Genomic DNA, 19,155 nt, shown 5'->3' on the forward strand with positions numbered 1-19,155 from the left:
CCTTGTGGCTCCTGTGGGGGCTGACGGCGGGGTTTGTTGGACCGGGCGCGGCGACCAGTCTGGTCGGGGTGATTGCTCTGGTGGCGTTGATGTATTTCTGGGGCATGGGCCTGTCTGAGGTTGCCTTTTCGAAAGAGACAAAAAATGTATGATGTAGAGGCGATCCGCCGCGACTTTCCGATCCTGTCCCGAACAGTCAATGGCGCGCCTTTGACCTATCTCGACAATGGCGCTTCGGCGCAAAAACCGCAGGTGGTGATCGACGCGATCACGCGGGCCTACTCTGAGGAATATTCCAACGTTCACAGGGGGTTGCACTTTCTGTCTAACCTGTCGACGGAGCGCTATGAAAGCGTGCGCGGGGTTGTTCAGACCTTCCTGAACGCGGGCTCAGAGGATGAGATCGTCTTTACCTCCGGCACCACCGAGGGGATCAATCTGGTCTCCTACGCTTGGGGCGCGGAGATGCTCAAACCCGGCGATGAAATCATCCTATCCGTGCTCGAACACCACGCCAATATCGTGCCCTGGCATTTCCTGCGCGACCGCATGGGCGTGGTGATCAAATGGGTCGATTGCGCCATGGACGGTAGCCTTGATCCGCAAGCCGTGATCGACGCCATTGGTCCCAAAACCAAACTCATCGCCATCACCCAAATGTCCAATGTCACCGGCACCCGCGTCGATGTCAAAACCATCTGTCACGCCGCCCGCGCGCGCGGTGTCGCCACGCTGGTCGATGGCTCTCAGGGCGCGGTGCATGGCCCAGTCGATGTGCAGGACATTGGTTGCGATTTCTATCCGATCACCGGCCATAAACTCTATGGTCCGTCAGGCTCCGGCGCGATCTATATCCGCGCCGAGCGTCAGGCCGAAATGCGCCCCTTTATGGGCGGCGGCGATATGATTGACACAGTGACGAAAGACACGATCACCTATGCCAAACCGCCGCTGAAATTCGAGGCGGGCACCCCCGGCATCGTGCAAACCATCGGCATGGGTGTGGCGTTGGAGTACCTGATGTCGATCGGCATGGACAAGATTGCCGCCCATGAGGCCAAACTGGGCGCCTATGCCGCCGAGCGGTTGCAGAATCTCAATTGGCTGACGGTACAAGGCACGGCACCGGGGAAGGGGGCGATCTTTTCCTTTACCATGGAAGGCGCGCACGCCCATGATCTGTCCACCGTCTTGGACAAAAAAGGTGTCGCCGTGCGCGCCGGGTCGCATTGCGCCATGCCTTTGATGGAGCACCTTGGCCAAACCGCCACCTGCCGCGCGTCTTTTGCCATGTACAACAGTTTTGAAGAGGTGGATCGTTTGGTCGAGGCGCTGGAATTGTGCCACGAATTTTTCGCCTGAACTCAATTGCACAAGGCGGCGCGAAAACAGATTGCGCCACCTTTTTTCATCGCCTATACGGTCCCCCACAGGCACCCGTAGCTCAGCTGGATAGAGCGCTGCCCTCCGAAGGCAGAGGCCACTGGTTCGAATCCAGTCGGGTGCACCATTTTTATTTAGCCTACCGCTTCGCTACTTGAGGCCAATTTGGTCAAATTCCTTTTTTTCGAAGAAAAAAGGAATGACGAACTCTCCAAATTCAATAACGGTGCCAAGCGGCAGGGGTTTTTTAAACATCGAGAGCAACTGACCCTTTGCCAAGTCTCACTTGCCAATCAACCCCCGCGGCCGCCGGAGATCAACAAGGCTACATTCGCCATTGCGCGCATCGGCGCATAGCCTGGCGGCACGGCGATGTAGCGCGGACGCCAATCGGGGCGGAATTTTTGTTTGAAACTGCGCAGGCCTTCGAAATTGTAAAACGCGCCGCCATGTTCAAACATCATCCGGCCAAGGCTGTTCCACATCCGCGCGGTCGGGCGCGGTGACAGGCCGGAGAGAGGTGCGACGCCAAGGCTGAATTCTTCCGCCCCCGCCTCGCGCATATGCTCAATGAGCGAGAGGAACAGAAACTCCATCATGCCAGAGGCCTCAGCGGGCAAATAGCGCATCAAATCAATTGCCACGCGTTTGCCGTCGCCGGGGGCCAAGACATTGGCAAAGGCGACAATGCGACCCTCGCGTCGGATCACAGCCAGGGGGAAATGATCCAAATAGGCGCGGTCAAACCGACCCACCGAAAAGCCCTTTTCCCGACCGGTCTTGCCACCAAGCCACGCGGTGGAAATCGCCTCAATTTCGGCAAAGACCGCGTCAGAATGCGGCGGCGACAGCATCTCTAGGGCCAAGCCCTCGCGTTGTTTTTTGTTGTAGGCGGCACGCATGGTTTTGAATTTCGAACCCGACAAGGAAAAGTCTTTCAACACCACCACGGCCTCTTCGCCGATCTTGTGCAGCGACAGCCCCATTTCGATCCACAAGGGCAAATAGATCTCGCTGACCTCGTAAAACACCGGGCGGCCATTGGCGCGTTGGGCCTGTTCGAAAAACTCCCAAGCCAGATCATGTGCCTCGGAGGCCGGGCCAACTGGATCGCCAAGCGCCACCCAGGCCGAGCGTTGCACACCATACATCAGATAGGCGCTGTTTTGGTCAGAAAACATCAATCTCTTGTCGCCCGAAAGCGCCAAACACCCCTGTGGATCAGAGGCCTGAGCCAAAACAGCATTGGTGCGGGCAATGGAGCCATCGCGATCCGCGTCCGCTTTGTGGGTATGCGCCGGGCGCAGCGCCTGGATCACCGTGAAGACCAGCAACAGCGTCGAGGCCGCAACGCCCGCGCGCAAGGAGCGCGGCGTGTTGGCATTGGCGGAAAACTCGGTCCACAGGCTCAAGGAATAGGGCGTGGCGCGGTGCAGGAAAAAGAAAAATGCCGCACCGGCCAGCAAGGAGGCCAGAACCAAAGCGATCCAGGCGGGGGTGAATACCCCATCGGTCAACTTGGCCTGACGATAAAAAGCGCGGCGAAACGGCAGCATGGCCAATAAGCCCACGGCCAAAATATCCATGCTCTCAAAGTCGAAATTGTTGAACATGGCGGCAAGGATTCCCATGGCCATGGCGAGGATCATCAACCAAAACGCCGCCGACACCCGCCGCAACAGCGCATGCGACAAGATCAACAACACCACCCCCATCACGGCGGTGCCCAAAACCCCAATCTCAAGCAAAAGTGCGGCACTCAGATCGCCCTCATTCAAAGCCCCGGTCTGAAACGACGGGACAAAAGCCACGGCCAGCAAGAACACGCCATAGCCAAAGGCGGTGACGGCCACGAGCGAGGGCACGATGCCCGAGAGCGCGTTATAGGCCGGTCGCAGATCGGCGCGGGGAGCGGAAAAGAGTTTTGACAAAGCGCCGCCCGCGATGCGCAATTCGTTGAGCGAGACAATGAGAAAGGCCAGCGCGAAGGGCAAAAGGTAATAGATCGCGCGAAACAACAGCAAGGCGGCGGCGATATGGCCAACCGGGGTGTCTCCGGGCAGGGCGGCGATGATCGCGGTTTCAAACACCCCAATGCCGCCGGGCACATGGCTGATCACGCCCAACATCATCGCACCGGCAAAAATGGCGGTGAAAGTGGTAAAATCGGGTCGGCCTTCGGGCAGTAACAGCCACAGGCACAGGGCGGCGGCCAAAACATCAATCAGGCTAAAGCCGAGCTGGCCAAGGATGGCGGCGGGCGGCGGCATGGTGATTTCAAACCGCCGGATTTTGAGGGTTTTGCGACCGATCGAGAGGGTCATCAGCGTTGCGAGTGCAAGACCCACCAGTGCGGTCGCCCCCCAGCGGATCACATCCGGCGACAACACCGTGCCACCGATCACGCTGGGATGCAGCGCCAAGGCACCAAGGCCGATGAAGGTCAGCCCCATGCCGACCGAGACGGCGATATAGGTTGAGACGGTTGCCACCTCAAACGCGTCCAACCCCAAAGCGGCATAGATGCGATAGCGCACAGCACCGCCCGAGACGATGCTGACGCCAACGGTGTTGCCAAAGGCCGAACCCAAAAAACTACCCATGGCGACGGCGCGCAGCGGCAACCGGCGATCAATAAAACGCAAGGCCCACCAGTCATAGCCCGTCAAGGCGCCGTAGCCGACAAAGGTTGACAGCACGGCCAGGAGCAAGGTGGACAGCGGGATCGAGCGGGCCTGTGCGATCACATCCTTGGGATGGACCGAATGCAACAGATGCGACAGCGCCGCAATGCCGAGACCAAACAGGGCCAGTCCCAAAATCAGCGGCACGCTCCGGCGCAAAAGGGCGCGGGTTTTATCTGAGAGGCGATGCATCCGGGGCCGTCCTTTTGTTTTGCGTCTTATGACGCCAGAGGGAGGGGACTGTCACGCGCTTCTCGCAAGAAATTTTGCGCCTTCACAGAAAATGTGAAGAGATCGCGTCTCAAAAAGCACCGGGCCTTTCGACAGATGGCTTTTGCGCGCCTTTACGTCAGACGTTCGCGCATGAAAAAAGCCGCCAAAGGGCGGCCTTTTCTATGACATCACCGGATGCGCCACTGGTCAGATTGACCCGCTGCATCAGGCCTGTTTAGCCGTTCCATGTGCGCACCGGGCCGCAATCCATATGGACAAAGTTGGAGCCGCGATAGGTGCCAACGCCGCCAGCCGAACAGGATTTCGCCGCCGCCGCCATTTGCTGGATCGAGCGCGATTTCAGACGCAAATCCGCAGCTTGGGCTTGCAAATGCAGGGAATTTTTGGCCACTCCTCTGGAGCGCGAGCGCAACATGGCATTGGTTTCCGGCGAACGATAGCCGGACAAAAGCATGTAAGGTTCGTCCACGTCCATCAAGCCATGCGATGCGGCGAGGATGTCAACGGTGCGGGCATCTACAGCTTTGATTTTAGAGTTGCGCCAGTCGCGGAAGAAATAGGTGATTTCTTTGAGAGCCTCAGGGATATATTCGCCTTCGATCCAATAAATCGTGTCGATGCTTTCGCCGGTCCGACCCGAATACATATTGATGCGTCGAATGTCGCCCGCGCCGCGCAAAAAACCTGCGGCATTGGCATACACCGGGGTGGCGCTCAATGTGATAGCTGCGAAACCGCGCAAAAGTCCTCGGCGCGTTAATCCGCTTGATGCAGTGTTGGTCATTCTCTCAAAGCGTCCCGTCGCTGATCTGTTCCCGCCTCACGCGGCTTTCGTTGTCATGCGCCGCTTATTGCGGCATTCTTAACCATTTTTTCGACGACACTTTGATCAAAATCAGACGAAGCCTAGAAAAATCAGACTTAATCTCGCCCCTTTTCGCCATGGACCATGTGGTTATAGTCACATTTTAGCGAGCAGAAGCACCGTTTGACCATCTTTTCGGACGCCAAAAATACTCAAATCATCCCCTCATGAATGATCTGAAAACCTTATGGCACAATGTGATTCTTGGGCCAAGCCTTGGATTCGATCGAAGGGGGGAGGAGGGGTGAAATCGGCGGGTTTTTGCGCAAATCAGTAAGGAGAACCTTACTTATTTGCCTGTTAGCGCCCCATCTGGGCGATCTCGGGGCAGGCAGGCTGCGGGTGTCAGACGCGCGCAAAATCGGAGTGCAGGAGGTGAGGGGTGTGTGCTAAAATCCGTCAATTAAGGGGAAAAATACGACCCGTTCCCCTTTGGTGCCGACTGTTGTGCTTTGGGCACAGGAGGGCATTGGCGGTTCATTCCCCCCTCACACCGGTCAAAAAATACGCTATCTTCGTCCGACTGACTGCTGACAAAGTTCGAGGACAGACATGACGCGTTTCCCGTTTTCCCGGTTTTCCACCCCCTCTGTGGCGATGGTCCACCTGCGCCGTGGCGTGCGGTCTGTCGCGATGGCCACCGCTTTGTCGCTGACCGCCGCGTCGGTGATCACGGTGGTGCCCGCACCCTTGCACGCGCAACAGGTCAGCGCCTTGATGCAATCCATCGCCGAGGCCGCATCTGCCTCGAAGGACCTGTCGGAATTCTACCGTTCGACCGGGTACAAACCCATTTTTGCAGAGAATTCATCACGCGCCAAAGCCCGTCGCCAAGCCTTGTTGCGCGCCGTTCAGGCCGCTCCGAACCACGGGCTTGCACCCTATGACACCACGGTGTTGGAGGCCAATTTGCGCGCCATCACATCGGATCGCGATCTGGGGCGGGCCGAAGTGGCGATGGCGCAATTGTTCCTTGAATACGCCCGCGACATCCAAACCGGCCAATTGGTCCCCTCGCGCATCGACAGCGGCATTGTTCGGCAGGTGCCCTATCGCGATGGCGTGTCGGTGTTGACCAATTTCGTCAAATCATCGCCGCAGGCTTATTTGAGAAAACTCGAACCAACCTCGCCGGAATACGCACGGCTTTTGAAAGAAAAAGCCAATTTGGAGCGTGTCTTGGGGCAAAGTGGCGGGCAGGGTGGTTGGGGCCAGACCGTGCCCGGATCGAAATATGAACCCGGTCAAACCGGCAATGGCGTGATCATTTTGCGCAATCGGTTGATGGCGATGGGCTATCTGCCGCGCTCGGCCGCAACCAGCTATGACGCCAGCCTGCAAAAAGCGGTTCAACTGTTTCAGATGCAACATGGGCTCAGCCCGGACGGTGTGGCCGGGGCCGCGACGATTGAAGAGATCAACGTCGCGCCCGAAAGCCGTCTGGCCTCCATCCTTGTGGCTTTGGAGCGCGAACGCTGGACCAATTTTGATCGCGGCGATCGCCATATCTGGGTCAACCTGACCGATTTCACTGCCAAGATCATTGATCATGGCAAGGTGAGTTTTGAAACCCGCTCCGTGGTCGGTCAGAACACCGGCGACCGTCGTAGCCCGGAATTCTCCGACGAAATGGAGCATATGGTCATCAATCCGACATGGAACGTGCCGCGGTCGATTGCCGTCAAAGAATACTTGCCGATGATGCAGCGCAACCCGAATGCGGCGGGTCATTTGAAACTGGTCGACAGCCGGGGCCGCACCGTGAGCCGCGCCAATGTCGATTTTAGCCAATACACCACCAAGACCTTCCCGTTTAACCTCAAACAGCCACCCTCGGATGGCAATGCGCTTGGGCTTGTGAAGTTCATGTTCCCGAACAAATACAACATCTACCTGCATGACACGCCCTCCAAAAGCCTGTTTGGCCGTGAGGTCCGCGCGTTTTCGCATGGCTGTATCCGCCTGCAACAGCCGTTTGACTTTGCCTATGCACTTTTGTCCAAACAGACCTCCGATCCCGAAGGATTCTTCAAGGCGCGTTTGGCCACGGGTGCCGAGAACGTGGTGGAACTCGAACACCATGTTCCGGTGCATTTGGTCTACCGCACGGCTGTGACCCTGCCGAAAGGCGGGATGGAATACCGCCGCGACATCTACGGCCGTGATGCCAAAATCTGGGCCGCACTTCAGAAGAAAGGTGTGCAACTGCGCGCGGTTGGTGGCTGATCTCTGAGACAAGACTTTCATCGGTTTCGGGCGTCCTTGGTTTGATCTTTGGGCGCCCTTTGCTTTGCAAATCCTCACAAAGCGCTTATGTCCATCAAAGCAATCTTTCGGAGGCCCCATGCGTAATCCCATCCCCGGCACCGCCATCACCATCGCCGATCTTGCCGCCCGCCTTGGCGCACCGTTTGAGGGGCAGGGCGATGTGATCGTCTCCAAGGCCGCTGAGCCGCAGGACGCGGGCGAGGGCGATCTGGCGCTGGCGATGAGCCCGAAATTCGCGCCCGCACTGGCGCAGACCCGCGCCTTGGCCGCTGTGCTCTGGCAGGGGGCGGATTGGCAGAGCTTCGGGTTAAAAGCCGCCATTCTGGTCTCGCGTGGGCGATTGGCCATGGCCGGGGTGACGGCAACCTTTGATCCCGGCCTTGGACTGACGCCGGGCATTCACCCCACGGCGGTGATTGATCCGAGTGCGCAGATCGGCATTGGCGCGGCCATCGGCCCGCTGACCGTGATCGGTGCGGGTGCACGCATTGGCAAAAACGCCCGGATCGCCGCCCAAGTGTCCATTGGTGCGGAGGTGACGATTGGCGATGACGCCCTGATCCATCCCGGCGTCAAAATCGGTGCGCGCGCGACCATTGGTGACCGCTTGATTGCCCAACCCGGTGGTGTGATCGGCGCGGATGGGTTTTCCTTTGTCACTCAGGAAAAATCCGCCGTCGAAGAAGCCCGCGAAAGCCTGGGCGAAACGGTCGAGGCGGCCGGTCAGCCATGGATGCGCATTGCCTCGGTCGGCTCTGTCGTCATTGGTGATGATGTCGAACTCGGGGCCAATGTCACGATTGACCAGGGGACGATCCGGGCCACACGGATCGGAGATGGCTGCAAACTCGATAACCAGGTCCACATTGGCCATAACGTTGTGGTCGGGCGGCATTGTTTGCTCTGCGGTCAGGTTGGAATCGCCGGCTCCACCGTGATCGGCGATTTCTGCGTCATGGGCGGTCAGGCGGGCGCGGCCGACAATCTGACCATCGGTGCGGGCGCAATCATCGGTGCGGGCACGGGCGTTTTGTCCAATGTGCCCAAGGGCAAAGCGATGATGGGTTATCCGGCGGTGGCGATGCAGACCCATGTCGAGATGTATAAAGCCCTGCGACGCCTGCCGCGGTGGATCGGCAAACTGCGCGGCGACGGGTGAATTTGGCGTAACGGAACAGGGGGTTGGGGCGCAAACGATATGCAATTGTCACAAAAACCTGTTTCAAAGCCGGGCAATTCAGACTAAATCGGTGCGCAGACAGCCGCAGGTTTGTGGCATAGAGAAACCGATCATTTCCACCGATACGGGGCAAGGTGAGGAGAGCGACATGGCATTGGATGTGAAAGACAAGATCATCGAGATCATCGCGGAGCAAGCGGTGCTTGACCCCTCCGATGTGTCGCTGGATCAAACGCTGGAGGCGCTGGGGATCGACAGTCTGGGTCTGGTCGAAAGCATTTTCGCCATCGAAGAAGCCTTTGACATCACCGTGCCGTTCAATGCCAACGAACCCGACCAGTCGGAGTTCGATATTTCGTCTGTCGCCGCCATTGTCAAAGCGGTGCAAGGGCTGATCGAAGATCAAAAAGCATGAAACGGGTTGTCATCACCGGTGCCGGGACCGTCAATGCGCTCGGCCTTGATGTGCCCTCAACCTTGGCCGCGATGGCCGAGGGGAAATGTGGCATTGGCGACCTCAATTTCCGCGATGTGGACCGGCTGGCGATCAAAATCGGCGGCCAGATCCATGCATGGGACGCAGAAGGCCAATTCAACCGCCAACAAATGGCGCTCTATGACCGGTTTACTCAATTTACACTGGTCGCCGCCCAACAGGCGATTGGCCAATCCGGGCTTGAGTTTGCCGGGGAACTGGCGCTGCGTTCCGGGGTGATTTTGGGCACTTCAGGCGGTGGTCTGACCACCCAGGACGACAATTACCGCATGGTCTATGAAGAGGGCAAAAACCGGGTGCATCCCTTTGTTGTGCCCAAGCTGATGAACAACGCCGCCTGTAGCCATGTGTCGATGGAATATAACATCAAAGGCCCATGTTATACGGTCGCCACCGCCTGCGCTTCGTCCAATCACGCCATGGGGCAAGCGTTCAACATGATCCGCTGTGGCATGTCCACGGCGATGATCACTGGCGGCTCCGAGTCGATGCTGTGTTTTGGCGGGGTGAAGGCATGGGAAGGGCTGCGGGTGATGTCGAAAGACGCCTGTCGTCCGTTCTCGCTCAATCGCAACGGCATGGTGCAGGGCGAAGGTGCTGCGGTGTTTGTCTTTGAAGAGATGGAACATGCGCAAAAACGCGGGGCCGAAATTTTGGCCGAGGTGATCGGCTTTGCCATGACCTCGGACGCGTCCGACATTGTGATGCCCTCGAAACAGGGCGCGGCGCGGGCCATTTCCGGGGCCATCACCGATGCGCGGCTCAACAAAGATGAGATCGGCTATATCAACGCCCATGGCACCGGCACGGCAGCCAATGACAAAACCGAATGCGCTGCCGTGGCGGATGCGCTTGGGGCCCATGCCGACAATATCATGATCTCCTCGACCAAATCCATGCACGGCCACCTGATCGGCGGCACCGGGGCTGTGGAGCTTTTGGCCTGTATCATGGCGCTCAAGGACGGGATCATCGCACCGACGATCAACTATGAGGAACCTGATCCCGAATGTGCCCTCGATGTCGTGCCCAACGAGGCACGCGATGCGAAGGTCGATGTGGCGCTGTCCAATGCCTTTGCCTTTGGCGGGCTGAACGCGGTGCTTGCGCTGCGAAAAGCGCCTTAATCCCTGTTATCACACACAAAAACGCCGCGTAGAGTTTTATCTACGCGGCGTTTGGTATTGAAATAGGTCTGAGCTTACTCGGCCGGCGCCTCGGGGCCTTTGCCATCCTTCGCCGCAATGTTCAATTCGGTCACTTTCGTGTAGGCGGCGGTGAAACCTTTGAGCGAGAGTTTCAATTTCACCGGCTCATCGGGGCGCCCGACGGGCACGATGCCAACCAGACCCTCAACGCCCTTTTTCAATTGCTCAACTTCGGCGGCACTCATGCCCGCGCGCACGAAACATCCGACTTTGGTGCAAAACGAATAAGGGTAGCGCCGACCGTTTTCGCCATCGACGAAAAACGCCAATTGCGCGGTCAAAAGCGTCTCAAGCGGTGTGGTGAAGGTCGCGGCGGCTTCGACCGTGTCAGAGCCGACATAGAACATGGTGACTTCCGCGACTTCGTTGCCCTCGTCGTCTTTCAACAACTGGTACATGGAACACGGATCAACCGACCTTCGGGCGCTTTGACGCAACGGATTTCCCAATCGCCCTGTGTTTCAAGCGTGTAGGGCCGCCCGATGTTGCTTTCGGGGTCAATCGGCGTGCCGGCAGAGAGGGAGGGGGCTGCGTCTTGTGCCAGGACGGGCAGAGCGGCGCCGCAGGCAATCAGGGCAGCGGTGGCGAAGGCGGCGGTCTTGCGGGCGATGGAAGGCATTATCTGTCCATATGTTATTTGCAAATTCGCCCCTGCTTTAACACGTCGCTGAGGAGCTGTCAGGCGTGATTGGCAAAAATTCGTGTGAAGACGGGGAGGGATGCACAGGGCGGCGGAATTCCGCAGAGACATCGGTCAGACAGTCGGGGCAGACAGCCGGGCAGATTGGTCAAAACAAAAGCCCCGGCAAAACCGAGGCTTTTGTGATCTGTTGATCCAGAGATCTCGCGATCTTATCACTCCCTGTCGGACTTGGCCGACTTATTGCGACAACGGTATGACAGAGAATCGGCCTCGTCAACGAGAATTTTCACAGGGATGTGATGGGCTCATCCCGGCCGATTTTGGGGAAGGGGCCCTGATTTTGTGGCCAGACAGACCGACCTGACAGAAAAGAGGCCGCACCGGGGCAAAAACGCACCCGGGCGGCCAGTCTGACAGGGAGGAAGTCAATTCGAACCGAAGAGGAAAGGGTTCGAATACAGGAGAGACTGGCAGGAAAAGGTTAAAATTGTATTGTTCTAAAGTGCGTTTCCTTGAACTGAGGCCGGTGTGAGTGAAAACTCTGCGTGACAGATAAAGGGGGGGCCACTCAACGAGACCCTGATTTGGGTTTTTACTGTGCCGCTTTATCATACGGCTTTGAAACGTCAGGTGTTTCTCCTAAACCTTGGGAGAAACACGCATCTAAGGGGAACATTGGGTATGAGCGAAGGTATTGTGGACCGCATTTTCACCGGCGGCGGCGGCGAGGCCTATGGCGAGGCGCAGGATTTGCTGTTGAAATACGGCAACCGCCACGGGTTGATTGCGGGGGCCACGGGGACGGGCAAAACCGTCACGCTGCAAATCCTCGCCGAAGGCTTTTCCAACGCGGGCGTGCCGGTGTTTCTCTCGGATGTCAAAGGCGATTTGTCCGGGCTGGCCAAATCCGGCAGCGCCGAGGGCAAATTGCACGGGGCCTTCACATCGCGCGCCGAGACCATCGGGCTTGATCTGGTCTATGATCGGTTCCCGGTCACGTTTTGGGATTTGTTCGGCGAACAGGGCCACCCGATCCGCACTACGGTGGCGGAAATGGGGCCGTTGTTACTGTCGCGCCTGTTGGGACTGTCCGAGGCGCAAGAGGGCGTGATCAACGTCGCTTTCCGCGTCTCGGATGAACAGGGCCTGCCGCTTTTGGACCTCAAAGACCTTCAGGCGTTGTTGGTCTGGTGCGGCGAACATGCCGACGAACTGACCCTGCGCTACGGCAATATTTCCAAATCCTCGATCGGTGCGATTCAACGCGATCTGTTGGTGTTGGAAAACCAAGGCGGGGCGAACCTGTTTGGCGAACCGGCACTGGAACTGTCCGACATGATGCGCACCGATGTGGATGGGCGTGGGCGGATCAATATCTTGGCCGCCGACACCTTGATGTCCGCGCCGGGGCTTTATGCCACGTTCCTGTTGTGGCTGTTGTCCGAGCTGTTCGAGGAGCTGCCGGAGATCGGCAACCCGGACAAGCCGAAATTGGTGTTCTTTTTCGACGAGGCGCATCTGTTGTTTGACGATGCGCCGAAAGCACTGGTCGATAAGGTCGAACAGGTCGCGCGCCTTATTCGCTCCAAAGGTGTCGGCGTTTATTTCGTCACCCAAAACCCCGATGACATCCCCGAAGACATCCTCGGCCAATTGGGCAACCGCGTCCAACACGCCCTGCGCGCCTTTACCGCGCGCGATCAAAAGGCCTTGGTGCGGGCGGCGGAAACCTATCGCCCCAACCCGCGCTTTGACATCGAAGAAGCGATCAAACAGGTCGGCACCGGTGAGGCGGTGACCTCGTTCTTGCAGGCCAAAGGCGTGCCGGGCATTTCCGAGCGCACGCTGATCCGCCCGCCCAGTTCGCAGCTTGGGCCGATCACGGTGGCTGAGCGCACAGAGGTCATCACCACCTCGCCGATTGCCGGCAAATACGAGACGATTCTGGACCGCGAAAGCGCCTATGAAATCCTGTTGAAACGCGCCAATGCGGCGACAGAGGAAGCCGAGGCGGCAGAGCGCGCCGAAGAGGAAGCCAAGCGCAAATTGGAGGCCGAGAAGGCCGCTCAAAAAGCGCAAAAAGCCGAAGAGACCCAACGCGCCAAATTGGAGCGCGAATTTGCCAAAGCCCGACGCTATGACGGCAAGAACTATGAGCGCAGCACATCCTCGCGCCGCGCCTCAAAGTCCAACAGCATTGGCGAGACGGTGACGAAAATGGTGATTCAGGAACTCAAAGGCACCACCGGCAAACGCATCGTGCGTGGTATTTTGGGCGGTATTTTCAAAGCGCGCTGAGGTGAAATATCAAGCACGGATTTGGGCACAATGGCGATTGGGCGGGAAGGGGTCCACCCCTCCCGCCAAACCTGTCTCATGATGCAGATCAGGAAACCTATGCCTTTGTAGGTTCGGCCGCGAGGATGAGGTCGACGACCTTGAGGCGGGTCACAGGCTTCCGCCCGATCCTGGGCTCACAGCGCGTTGAACAACCGTGTCAGTCGCGCCGCTTCCTCATTGAGACCAAAGGGCGCGTTGATCACGAACAGGCCAGAGCCGATCATGCCATGGTTCTTTTGCGCCGGGCGAAAGCGCACCTCGTGATGCAAGCAACCGGGGAAATTGGCATAAAGCATGCCATTGACCAGCGGCATGTGCTGTCCGGTTTTCAACACTGGATACCACAGCGCAATGATACCGACGTTCCATTTGCGGTGCAGCTTGTAGATCGCGCTCGGCAGGGTCTCAAATTCGGTTTTGATCTCGTAGGACGGATCAATCAACATGAGCCCGCGTTTGGGATCGGGCGGGCAGATGGATTGGGCAAATTGCATCCCGTCGATCTGTTTGACGTTGAGCACCGATTGGCCGGGGCTGGCTTTGGTGTTTTCATCAAGGGCGGCAAATTCGGCCGGGTGCAATTCGGCCAGATGGATCGCATCGCTGGCGCGCAACAAAGCCTGCGCAATCGCCGGAGAGCCGGGGTAGGTGGTGGCGCCATGGGCCTCGGCAATGATCTTGCGCGCGCGGGCATAGGGGTGATCCGGTTTGAACCAACTCCCCACCTTTTCAATGCCTTGTGCGGCCTCTTTGGTCTTTTGTGATTGCGCACTGGTCAGGTCATAGAGACCGCGACCGGCATGGGTTTCGATGTATGAGATCGGTTTGTCCTTGCGCGTCATATAGTCGAGCATAACGGCAAGGAGCGCATGTTTTTGAACATCCGCGAGATTTCCGGCGTGAAAGCCGTGTTGATAAGAGAGCATTCAGCTGTCTCCCAAAGGGCGGATTTTAAGTTTGGTGATGCGATTGTCTTTGCGACTGGCGACCTCGAAACGGTAACCATGAAAGGAAAACACCTGACCCGGATTGGGGATCATTTGCGCCTCATGGATCACCAGCCCGGCGATGGTGTTGGCCTCTTCGTCGGGCAAGTTGCATTCGGTCGAGCGGTTGAAATCGCGGATCGTCATGCCGCCATCCACCACCCAATCGCCGGTGTCTTTCGAGCGCACGGGGCTGGCCTCTGAGCGGTCAAACTCATCGGTGATCTCGCCAACGATCTCTTCCAAAATATCCTCAAGCGTGATCAGGCCCTGAAGCGCGCCATATTCATCGACCACGAGGGCAAAATGAGTATGGCGGTGCAAAAACTGCCGCATTTGGTCATCGAGCGTCGTGGTTTCGGGCACGAAATAGGGTTTCATCGCCACGGCCAACACGTCGAAACCGCTGAAATCCATCAACACAAGCGGCGTGTCACCGTCAAGCGATTGGCTTTCGCGGCCTTGACGTTCATGCACTTCGCGTTCGGCATGCATGGCGCGCAACAGGTCTTTGGCATGAATGACGCCGATGATGTTTTCGGGATCATCGCGATAAATCGGCAAACGGGTGTGGGGGCTTTTGAGGCTGCGCGCGAGCACTTCGGCGGGGGGCAAATCGGCGTCGATCATTTCGATTTGTGAGCGATGCAACATGATCTCCTCGACCGTGCGTTCGCCCAAATCAAGCGCGCCCAAAATCCGGTCGCGGTCTTCCTTTTGCACCACACCCTCGACATGGCCCAGCGCAATGGCCCCGGCGATCTCATCTTTGACCGCCAAAACATCGGCCTCCGGGTCGGTCTCAACCCCAAACATCCGCAACATGCCGCGCACCAAAAGCCGCACGAAACCGACCACCGGGGCAAAGATCGTCACGATCAATGCAATCGGGGCGGCGACGCGGGCGGCGGCAGATTCCGGGTTGGTGATGGCATAGGTTTTCGGCAGCACCTCGGCAAAGATCAGCACCAAAAGCGTCATGATCAAGGTCGCCAAAGCCACGCCGTTTTGGCCAAACACTTTGGTGAACAAAGCGGTGGCCAAAGAGGTGGCCAGGATGTTCACAAGGTTGTTGCCCAGCAACACAGAGCCGATCAGACGTTCGCTGTCCTCGGTCACTTTCAAAGCGCGCTCGGCGCCTTTTTCTCCCTTATCGGCCTGGCTGCGCAATTTGCCGCGCGACGCGGCGGTCAGCGCAGTTTCGGAGCCGGAGAAAAACGCCGACATCACCAAAAGCGCCGCAATCGCGGCGGCGGTGATCCAAAAGGCGGCATCAAGAAGCGGGGTGGGGTCGGTCATATCGGTCATGTGATGGTTATGGGGAGCGTCCGGGGGCCGCGCAAGGGGGCGGAGGAGGAATTTGGCGTAGTTTATGCGATTGGACAGTCACCGCGCATCTTTGTCAAACGACACGCTCGCTATTGCGCGCCGATAGGCGTATGGTTGGCGCAATAAGGCCTGACATGGGCCTGTTTTGGCGCGCCTCACCTGTGCGCTTTTCCGTCCCGTTTGCTTGTTTTGTGCCGTGTGCGTCCCTTGTCATCGACAGCGAAGCACCGCTTTTCTCTTTTTCAAGACCTCTTCCTCTCCCTGTTTCTATCCTACTTCCTTTCCCCAATAGGACATCTGTCACATGAGTACGTTGAAATCTGAGCCCGAAACGCCCAAACGCGCAGCGAAAGCTGTTCCCGCGCCCACAGCATCGCCAGAAAAACAGGCACAAACGCCGGTGCGCCATTCGATTTTCGATGAATCTTATGCTCCGGTCGGCGCGGAGCTGCGCAAGGCCTGGACACGGTTCAATCCGAAGCGAAAATAAGATCACGCAAAATAGGTTTCTCAAAAAAAATCTGATCGGCCAAAGATTTACGATGAAGACTTGAGAAAATGGGTCCAAATCGCCTGTTCCAATTGACATGGCTACCGTCTTGGTGCCGTTGCCCCGTTTAGGACATTGATCATGCGTATCCAGTTGGGCTCCCGGTTCGATTTGTTTCTCACCCAACCCACCCCGATGATCGCGCTGTTGAACGTGCATTATTCGCGCTCAAGCGACATGAAATATCCCGATCATATCGTCACCACCCCCGCCGTGTCCTGATCGCCAGAGGCCGACTGAAGCGGATGTGCCACAGGTGCCGTTATTTCCCCGCCAAAGGATGCCTTGTGAGCACCAGATCTTTGAGCCGTTCGTCCAGGACATGGGTGTAAATTTCGGTGGTGGACAGGTCGGCGTGGCCCAAAAGCGTTTGGATCGCGCGCAGATCGGCCCCATGCGCCAAAAGATGGGTGGCAAAGGCATGGCGCAGGGTGTGTGGCGTGACCTTGTCCGGGCTGATCCCGGCCTGAACCGCGATGTCTTTGATCAGGTGATAAAAGCCGATGCGGGTCAAATGGCCGAGTTTGCCGCGCGAGGGAAAGACAAACCCCGAGGGTTTTTTGCCCTTCTCGATCTTGGCAAGGTCTTCGGCCTGATCGCGCGCCACAAGCCAAGCTGTCAGCGCCGTGCGGGCCGGTTCGGACAGGGGCACCATCCGCTCTTTGCCACCTTTGCCACGGATCAACAGCATCCGCGGATCACCGCGCGCCGCTGAGACGGGCAGGGACACCAGTTCGGACACCCGCATCCCGGTGGCATATAAAAGCTCCATCAAACAGATGTTGCGCAGCCGATCTGCGGGGGCGCGACCGATCTCGCGCGAGGCTGCCAAAAGCGCGCCAACCTCGTCTTCAGAGAGGGTTTTCGGCAGACGTTTCGCGCGTCCGGGTCCTTTGATCTGGATCGCCGGATTGTCCGCGCGCCAGCCTTCCTCATAGGCAAATCGGTAGAGTTGCTTGATCGAGGACAGCCGTCGCGCACGGGTCGATTGCGCCAGACCTTCGGCCTCGCAGGAGATCAAATAGGCCTCAATATCGGCGCGCTCGGCCGTTTCAAACGATTGCCCCTGCCCGGACAGCCAGTCAGAAAACCCAATCAAATCGCGACCATAAGAGAGCTGTGTGTTCTCGGCCGCGCCCAGTTCCGCCATCTGCGCCTCGGCAAATCCTGAAATCCACCGCGCATCTTTTGGCGCAACACTCATCCTCGCCGCTCCAATAGCATCAGATCCAAAGCCGCGCGCCGGGCGGTGGCCTCAAGACCGACCGCGCGGAAAAACTGGAGCGCATCAGAGAGCTCATCAAGGTCCCCCGCCGCCCCGCCTTCCAACACCTCAATGGCGCGCAAAATGGCCTCGCCCAGCCGCTTTTCACTGACCAAACTGGTCAAACGGACCGGGACTCCCGTGCCTCGAAAGCCGGATGCAATGGCACGGGCCATGTCGGTGCTCGGGCGCTGTGTCGGCAGATCGCCCAATGCGATGCCTTTCAAAAATGCCTGATCGCGAGTCAGCGCCGGGGCCCATTTCGTCGCGATCTCTTCATAGTCGGGCGACAAAAGTGCGACCTCAAAGGCGATGTTGGCAGCCTCGCCATTGAGCGGCAAAAGCGCCAAGCGGGCCGCGAACAATTCGGCAAAGACCGGTTGCAGCCCGGACACCCGCATCGCCGACCACGCGGGCGGCAGCGCATGAGACACGGCCCCCGGATCATTGGTGCTTAGTGCGGTTTCAAACCGTTGCAAGGCTTCGATCCGGTCCCAAATCCCACCAGAGGCGGCGGGCAGATGTTCGGACCAAATCCCCAGCCAGCGGTTGGGAGACAACGCGCCGACACGGGCCAGCCGTTCGGCGGCGGTGGCGCGGGCTTTCCACCCGGTGGTGGCACGCAGATCGGATTGGGCAAAGGCCAAAGGCAACGACGAGGTTGCCAGCGGCTCACCGATCGCTTCCATCAGACGAAAGGTCAAAGGCGTCGGGTGATCCGGGATCGCCAGGGGCGGCTCGCCCTCAAACAATTCGGGATCAAGAAACCGCGCCAAAAGCGTGCCTTGATCTTTGCGGATGAGGCCCAAAGCCTCACCGGTTTCAAGCGTCAACGCCGCCGCCCCCCAATCGCCGCCGCGTGCCAAACAGAAAATCCGCGCCTGAAGGGTGGGCGAGAGGCCAGGCGTGTGGGTGAGCCGGGCGCAGGCTTCGTCTTCGGTGCCCAGCAGTAGCTTTGTATCAAAAGCCCGTCGGAAAATCGCCGGAGAAGAGAGCCCGGCAAGCTCCATCAACGCGTCGGCCTCGTCCAACAGACCCTGGCTCAGCAGCGCGTCAATGCGCGCCAGAAACAGCCGACCGTCCGCTTGCGATTGCAGCGGCGGGTTCAATTCGGCCAAAACCAGCGTGTTGAGCAAGCGGCGCGAGGCCGGCAAAAGATCGGGACGGGCGGAAATCGTGGTGATCCGTCGCGCCAGATCGGTGGCGGTCGAGGCGCCCCATAGATCGCGCGGCAGTCCGGTCACGGCACTTGGCAAAAGCCCCGCCGCATCGGGGCCGGGGGTGTCAAGCGGGGCAACGCTGACATCCTCGGGCAGGGCATTTTCTGCGATGTCGCTGGGCTGTGGCACGGTTGCCACAGGCGCGCGCGGGGCGTCCAACGTGTCCGAGAGCCAGTCGATGGCGGAGATCGGCTTGTCGGCGGCGGGCACAGTTGGCGTTTGTGCCTGTGCGGCCCCCGCAAGCGCAACCAGCAGGCAAAGACCACATCCAAAAGAGGCACTGGACCGGGCGCTGAGGGAGGAGGGGATCACGGAGAAACCTCCCTCACTTGGCATCAATCGGCACGGGGACCGAATGTTCAACCCGCTCCGGCGAGAGATCGCCGACATAGGCGAATCCGATGAAGCCCAAAATCCCAAGTAAGATGATGACGGCCAAAAGACGAAAAAGGAATTTGCGCACTGCTGTCTGCTCCGTTCAGGGTGGTGGGCGATGACAGGACGA

17 protein-coding genes and 1 tRNA gene are annotated in these 19,155 nt (G+C 58.5%); 9 read left to right on the forward strand and 9 right to left on the reverse strand.

The genetic code is table 11. The features are described from left to right. Positions 1-144 precede the first annotated feature (144 nt). Positions 145-1,362, forward strand: a complete 1,218-nt coding sequence (locus tag C8029_RS04390; protein WP_152002348.1) for a cysteine desulfurase — start codon at positions 145-147, stop codon at positions 1,360-1,362. 71 nt (positions 1,363-1,433) lie between these two features. Then, positions 1,434-1,510 (forward strand) — tRNA-Arg (locus C8029_RS04395). Positions 1,511-1,676: 166 nt separating this feature from the next. Here C8029_RS04395 and mprF read toward each other — a convergent pair. Together mprF and mepK are read right to left on the reverse strand one after the other, a co-directional pair. After that, positions 1,677-4,259, reverse strand: a complete 2,583-nt coding sequence (gene mprF, locus C8029_RS04400; RefSeq protein WP_152002349.1) for a bifunctional lysylphosphatidylglycerol flippase/synthetase MprF — start codon at positions 4,257-4,259, stop codon at positions 1,677-1,679. A gap of 256 nt (positions 4,260-4,515) precedes the next feature. Then, positions 4,516-5,085: a peptidoglycan L,D-endopeptidase MepK gene (gene mepK / locus C8029_RS04405; protein ID WP_040402111.1), complete on the reverse strand. Its 570-nt coding sequence runs from the start codon at positions 5,083-5,085 to the stop codon at positions 4,516-4,518. A 678-nt stretch (positions 5,086-5,763) separates the two neighbouring features. Between mepK and C8029_RS04410 the strand changes: the two genes are divergently transcribed. The 4 genes from C8029_RS04410 (at position 5,764) to C8029_RS04425 (ending at position 10,237) form a co-directional block, all read left to right on the forward strand. Further along, positions 5,764-7,392, forward strand: coding sequence for a L,D-transpeptidase family protein (locus C8029_RS04410; RefSeq protein ID WP_463075519.1), 1,629 nt, complete (start codon positions 5,764-5,766; stop codon positions 7,390-7,392). Between the two features lie 118 nt (positions 7,393-7,510). Then, entirely contained in the window at positions 7,511-8,593 is a 1,083-nt protein-coding gene (lpxD, locus tag C8029_RS04415; RefSeq protein WP_009571855.1) for a UDP-3-O-(3-hydroxymyristoyl)glucosamine N-acyltransferase, read from the forward strand. A gap of 169 nt (positions 8,594-8,762) precedes the next feature. Beyond that, positions 8,763-9,029, forward strand: a complete 267-nt coding sequence (locus C8029_RS04420) for an acyl carrier protein (protein ID WP_009571856.1) — start codon at positions 8,763-8,765, stop codon at positions 9,027-9,029. Continuing rightward, on the forward strand, positions 9,026-10,237 hold the full coding sequence (locus tag C8029_RS04425; protein WP_009571857.1) for a beta-ketoacyl-[acyl-carrier-protein] synthase family protein: 1,212 nt from the start codon (positions 9,026-9,028) through the stop codon (positions 10,235-10,237). Before C8029_RS04420 ends, C8029_RS04425 begins: the two co-directional genes overlap by 4 nt. 74 nt (positions 10,238-10,311) lie before the next feature. On the opposite strand, the gene C8029_RS04430 is transcribed toward C8029_RS04425, so the two are convergent. Continuing rightward, a complete protein-coding gene (locus C8029_RS04430) occupies positions 10,312-10,716 on the reverse strand; it encodes an invasion associated locus B family protein (protein WP_152002350.1) in 405 nt (134 codons plus the stop codon). Continuing rightward, complete coding sequence (locus tag C8029_RS04435) at positions 10,701-10,937, reverse strand: invasion associated locus B family protein (protein WP_152002351.1); 237 nt, start codon at positions 10,935-10,937, stop codon at positions 10,701-10,703. Before C8029_RS04435 ends, C8029_RS04430 begins: the two co-directional genes overlap by 16 nt. Positions 10,938-11,642: 705 nt before the next feature. Between C8029_RS04435 and C8029_RS04440 the strand changes: the two genes are divergently transcribed. Then, positions 11,643-13,259, forward strand: coding sequence for a helicase HerA-like domain-containing protein (locus C8029_RS04440; protein ID WP_152002352.1), 1,617 nt, complete (start codon positions 11,643-11,645; stop codon positions 13,257-13,259). A gap of 176 nt (positions 13,260-13,435) precedes the next feature. Here the strand turns inward: C8029_RS04440 and rlmJ are convergent, their stop codons facing one another. Continuing rightward, entirely contained in the window at positions 13,436-14,227 is a 792-nt protein-coding gene (rlmJ, locus tag C8029_RS04445; protein ID WP_152002353.1) for a 23S rRNA (adenine(2030)-N(6))-methyltransferase RlmJ, read from the reverse strand. Then, a complete protein-coding gene (locus tag C8029_RS04450; protein ID WP_193217588.1) occupies positions 14,228-15,595 on the reverse strand; it encodes an HlyC/CorC family transporter in 1,368 nt (455 codons plus the stop codon). It abuts the gene before it with no gap. Positions 15,596-15,920: 325 nt separating this feature from the next. Here C8029_RS04450 and C8029_RS04455 point away from each other — a divergent pair, with 325 nt between their 5' ends. Beyond that, positions 15,921-16,106: a hypothetical protein gene (locus C8029_RS04455; RefSeq protein ID WP_009571862.1), complete on the forward strand. Its 186-nt coding sequence runs from the start codon at positions 15,921-15,923 to the stop codon at positions 16,104-16,106. Positions 16,107-16,247: 141 nt separating this feature from the next. Next, a complete protein-coding gene (locus tag C8029_RS21950; RefSeq protein ID WP_009571863.1) occupies positions 16,248-16,388 on the forward strand; it encodes a hypothetical protein in 141 nt (46 codons plus the stop codon). Positions 16,389-16,428: 40 nt separating this feature from the next. Here the strand turns inward: C8029_RS21950 and C8029_RS04460 are convergent, their stop codons facing one another. The 3 genes from C8029_RS04460 to C8029_RS21955 are packed head-to-tail and all read right to left on the reverse strand — an operon-like array spanning position 16,429 to position 19,113. Continuing rightward, a complete protein-coding gene (locus tag C8029_RS04460; protein WP_009571864.1) occupies positions 16,429-17,370 on the reverse strand; it encodes a site-specific tyrosine recombinase XerD in 942 nt (313 codons plus the stop codon). Then, complete coding sequence (locus C8029_RS04465) at positions 17,367-18,962, reverse strand: hypothetical protein (RefSeq protein ID WP_226946226.1); 1,596 nt, start codon at positions 18,960-18,962, stop codon at positions 17,367-17,369. Before C8029_RS04465 ends, C8029_RS04460 begins: the two co-directional genes overlap by 4 nt. A gap of 13 nt (positions 18,963-18,975) precedes the next feature. Continuing rightward, complete coding sequence (locus C8029_RS21955) at positions 18,976-19,113, reverse strand: hypothetical protein (protein ID WP_085952027.1); 138 nt, start codon at positions 19,111-19,113, stop codon at positions 18,976-18,978. Positions 19,114-19,155: the final 42 nt, after the last annotated feature.

Origin of the sequence: Roseobacter sp. TSBP12, assembly GCF_009129705.1 — a bacterium.
Lineage (GTDB): Bacteria > Pseudomonadota > Alphaproteobacteria > Rhodobacterales > Rhodobacteraceae > Celeribacter > Celeribacter baekdonensis_A.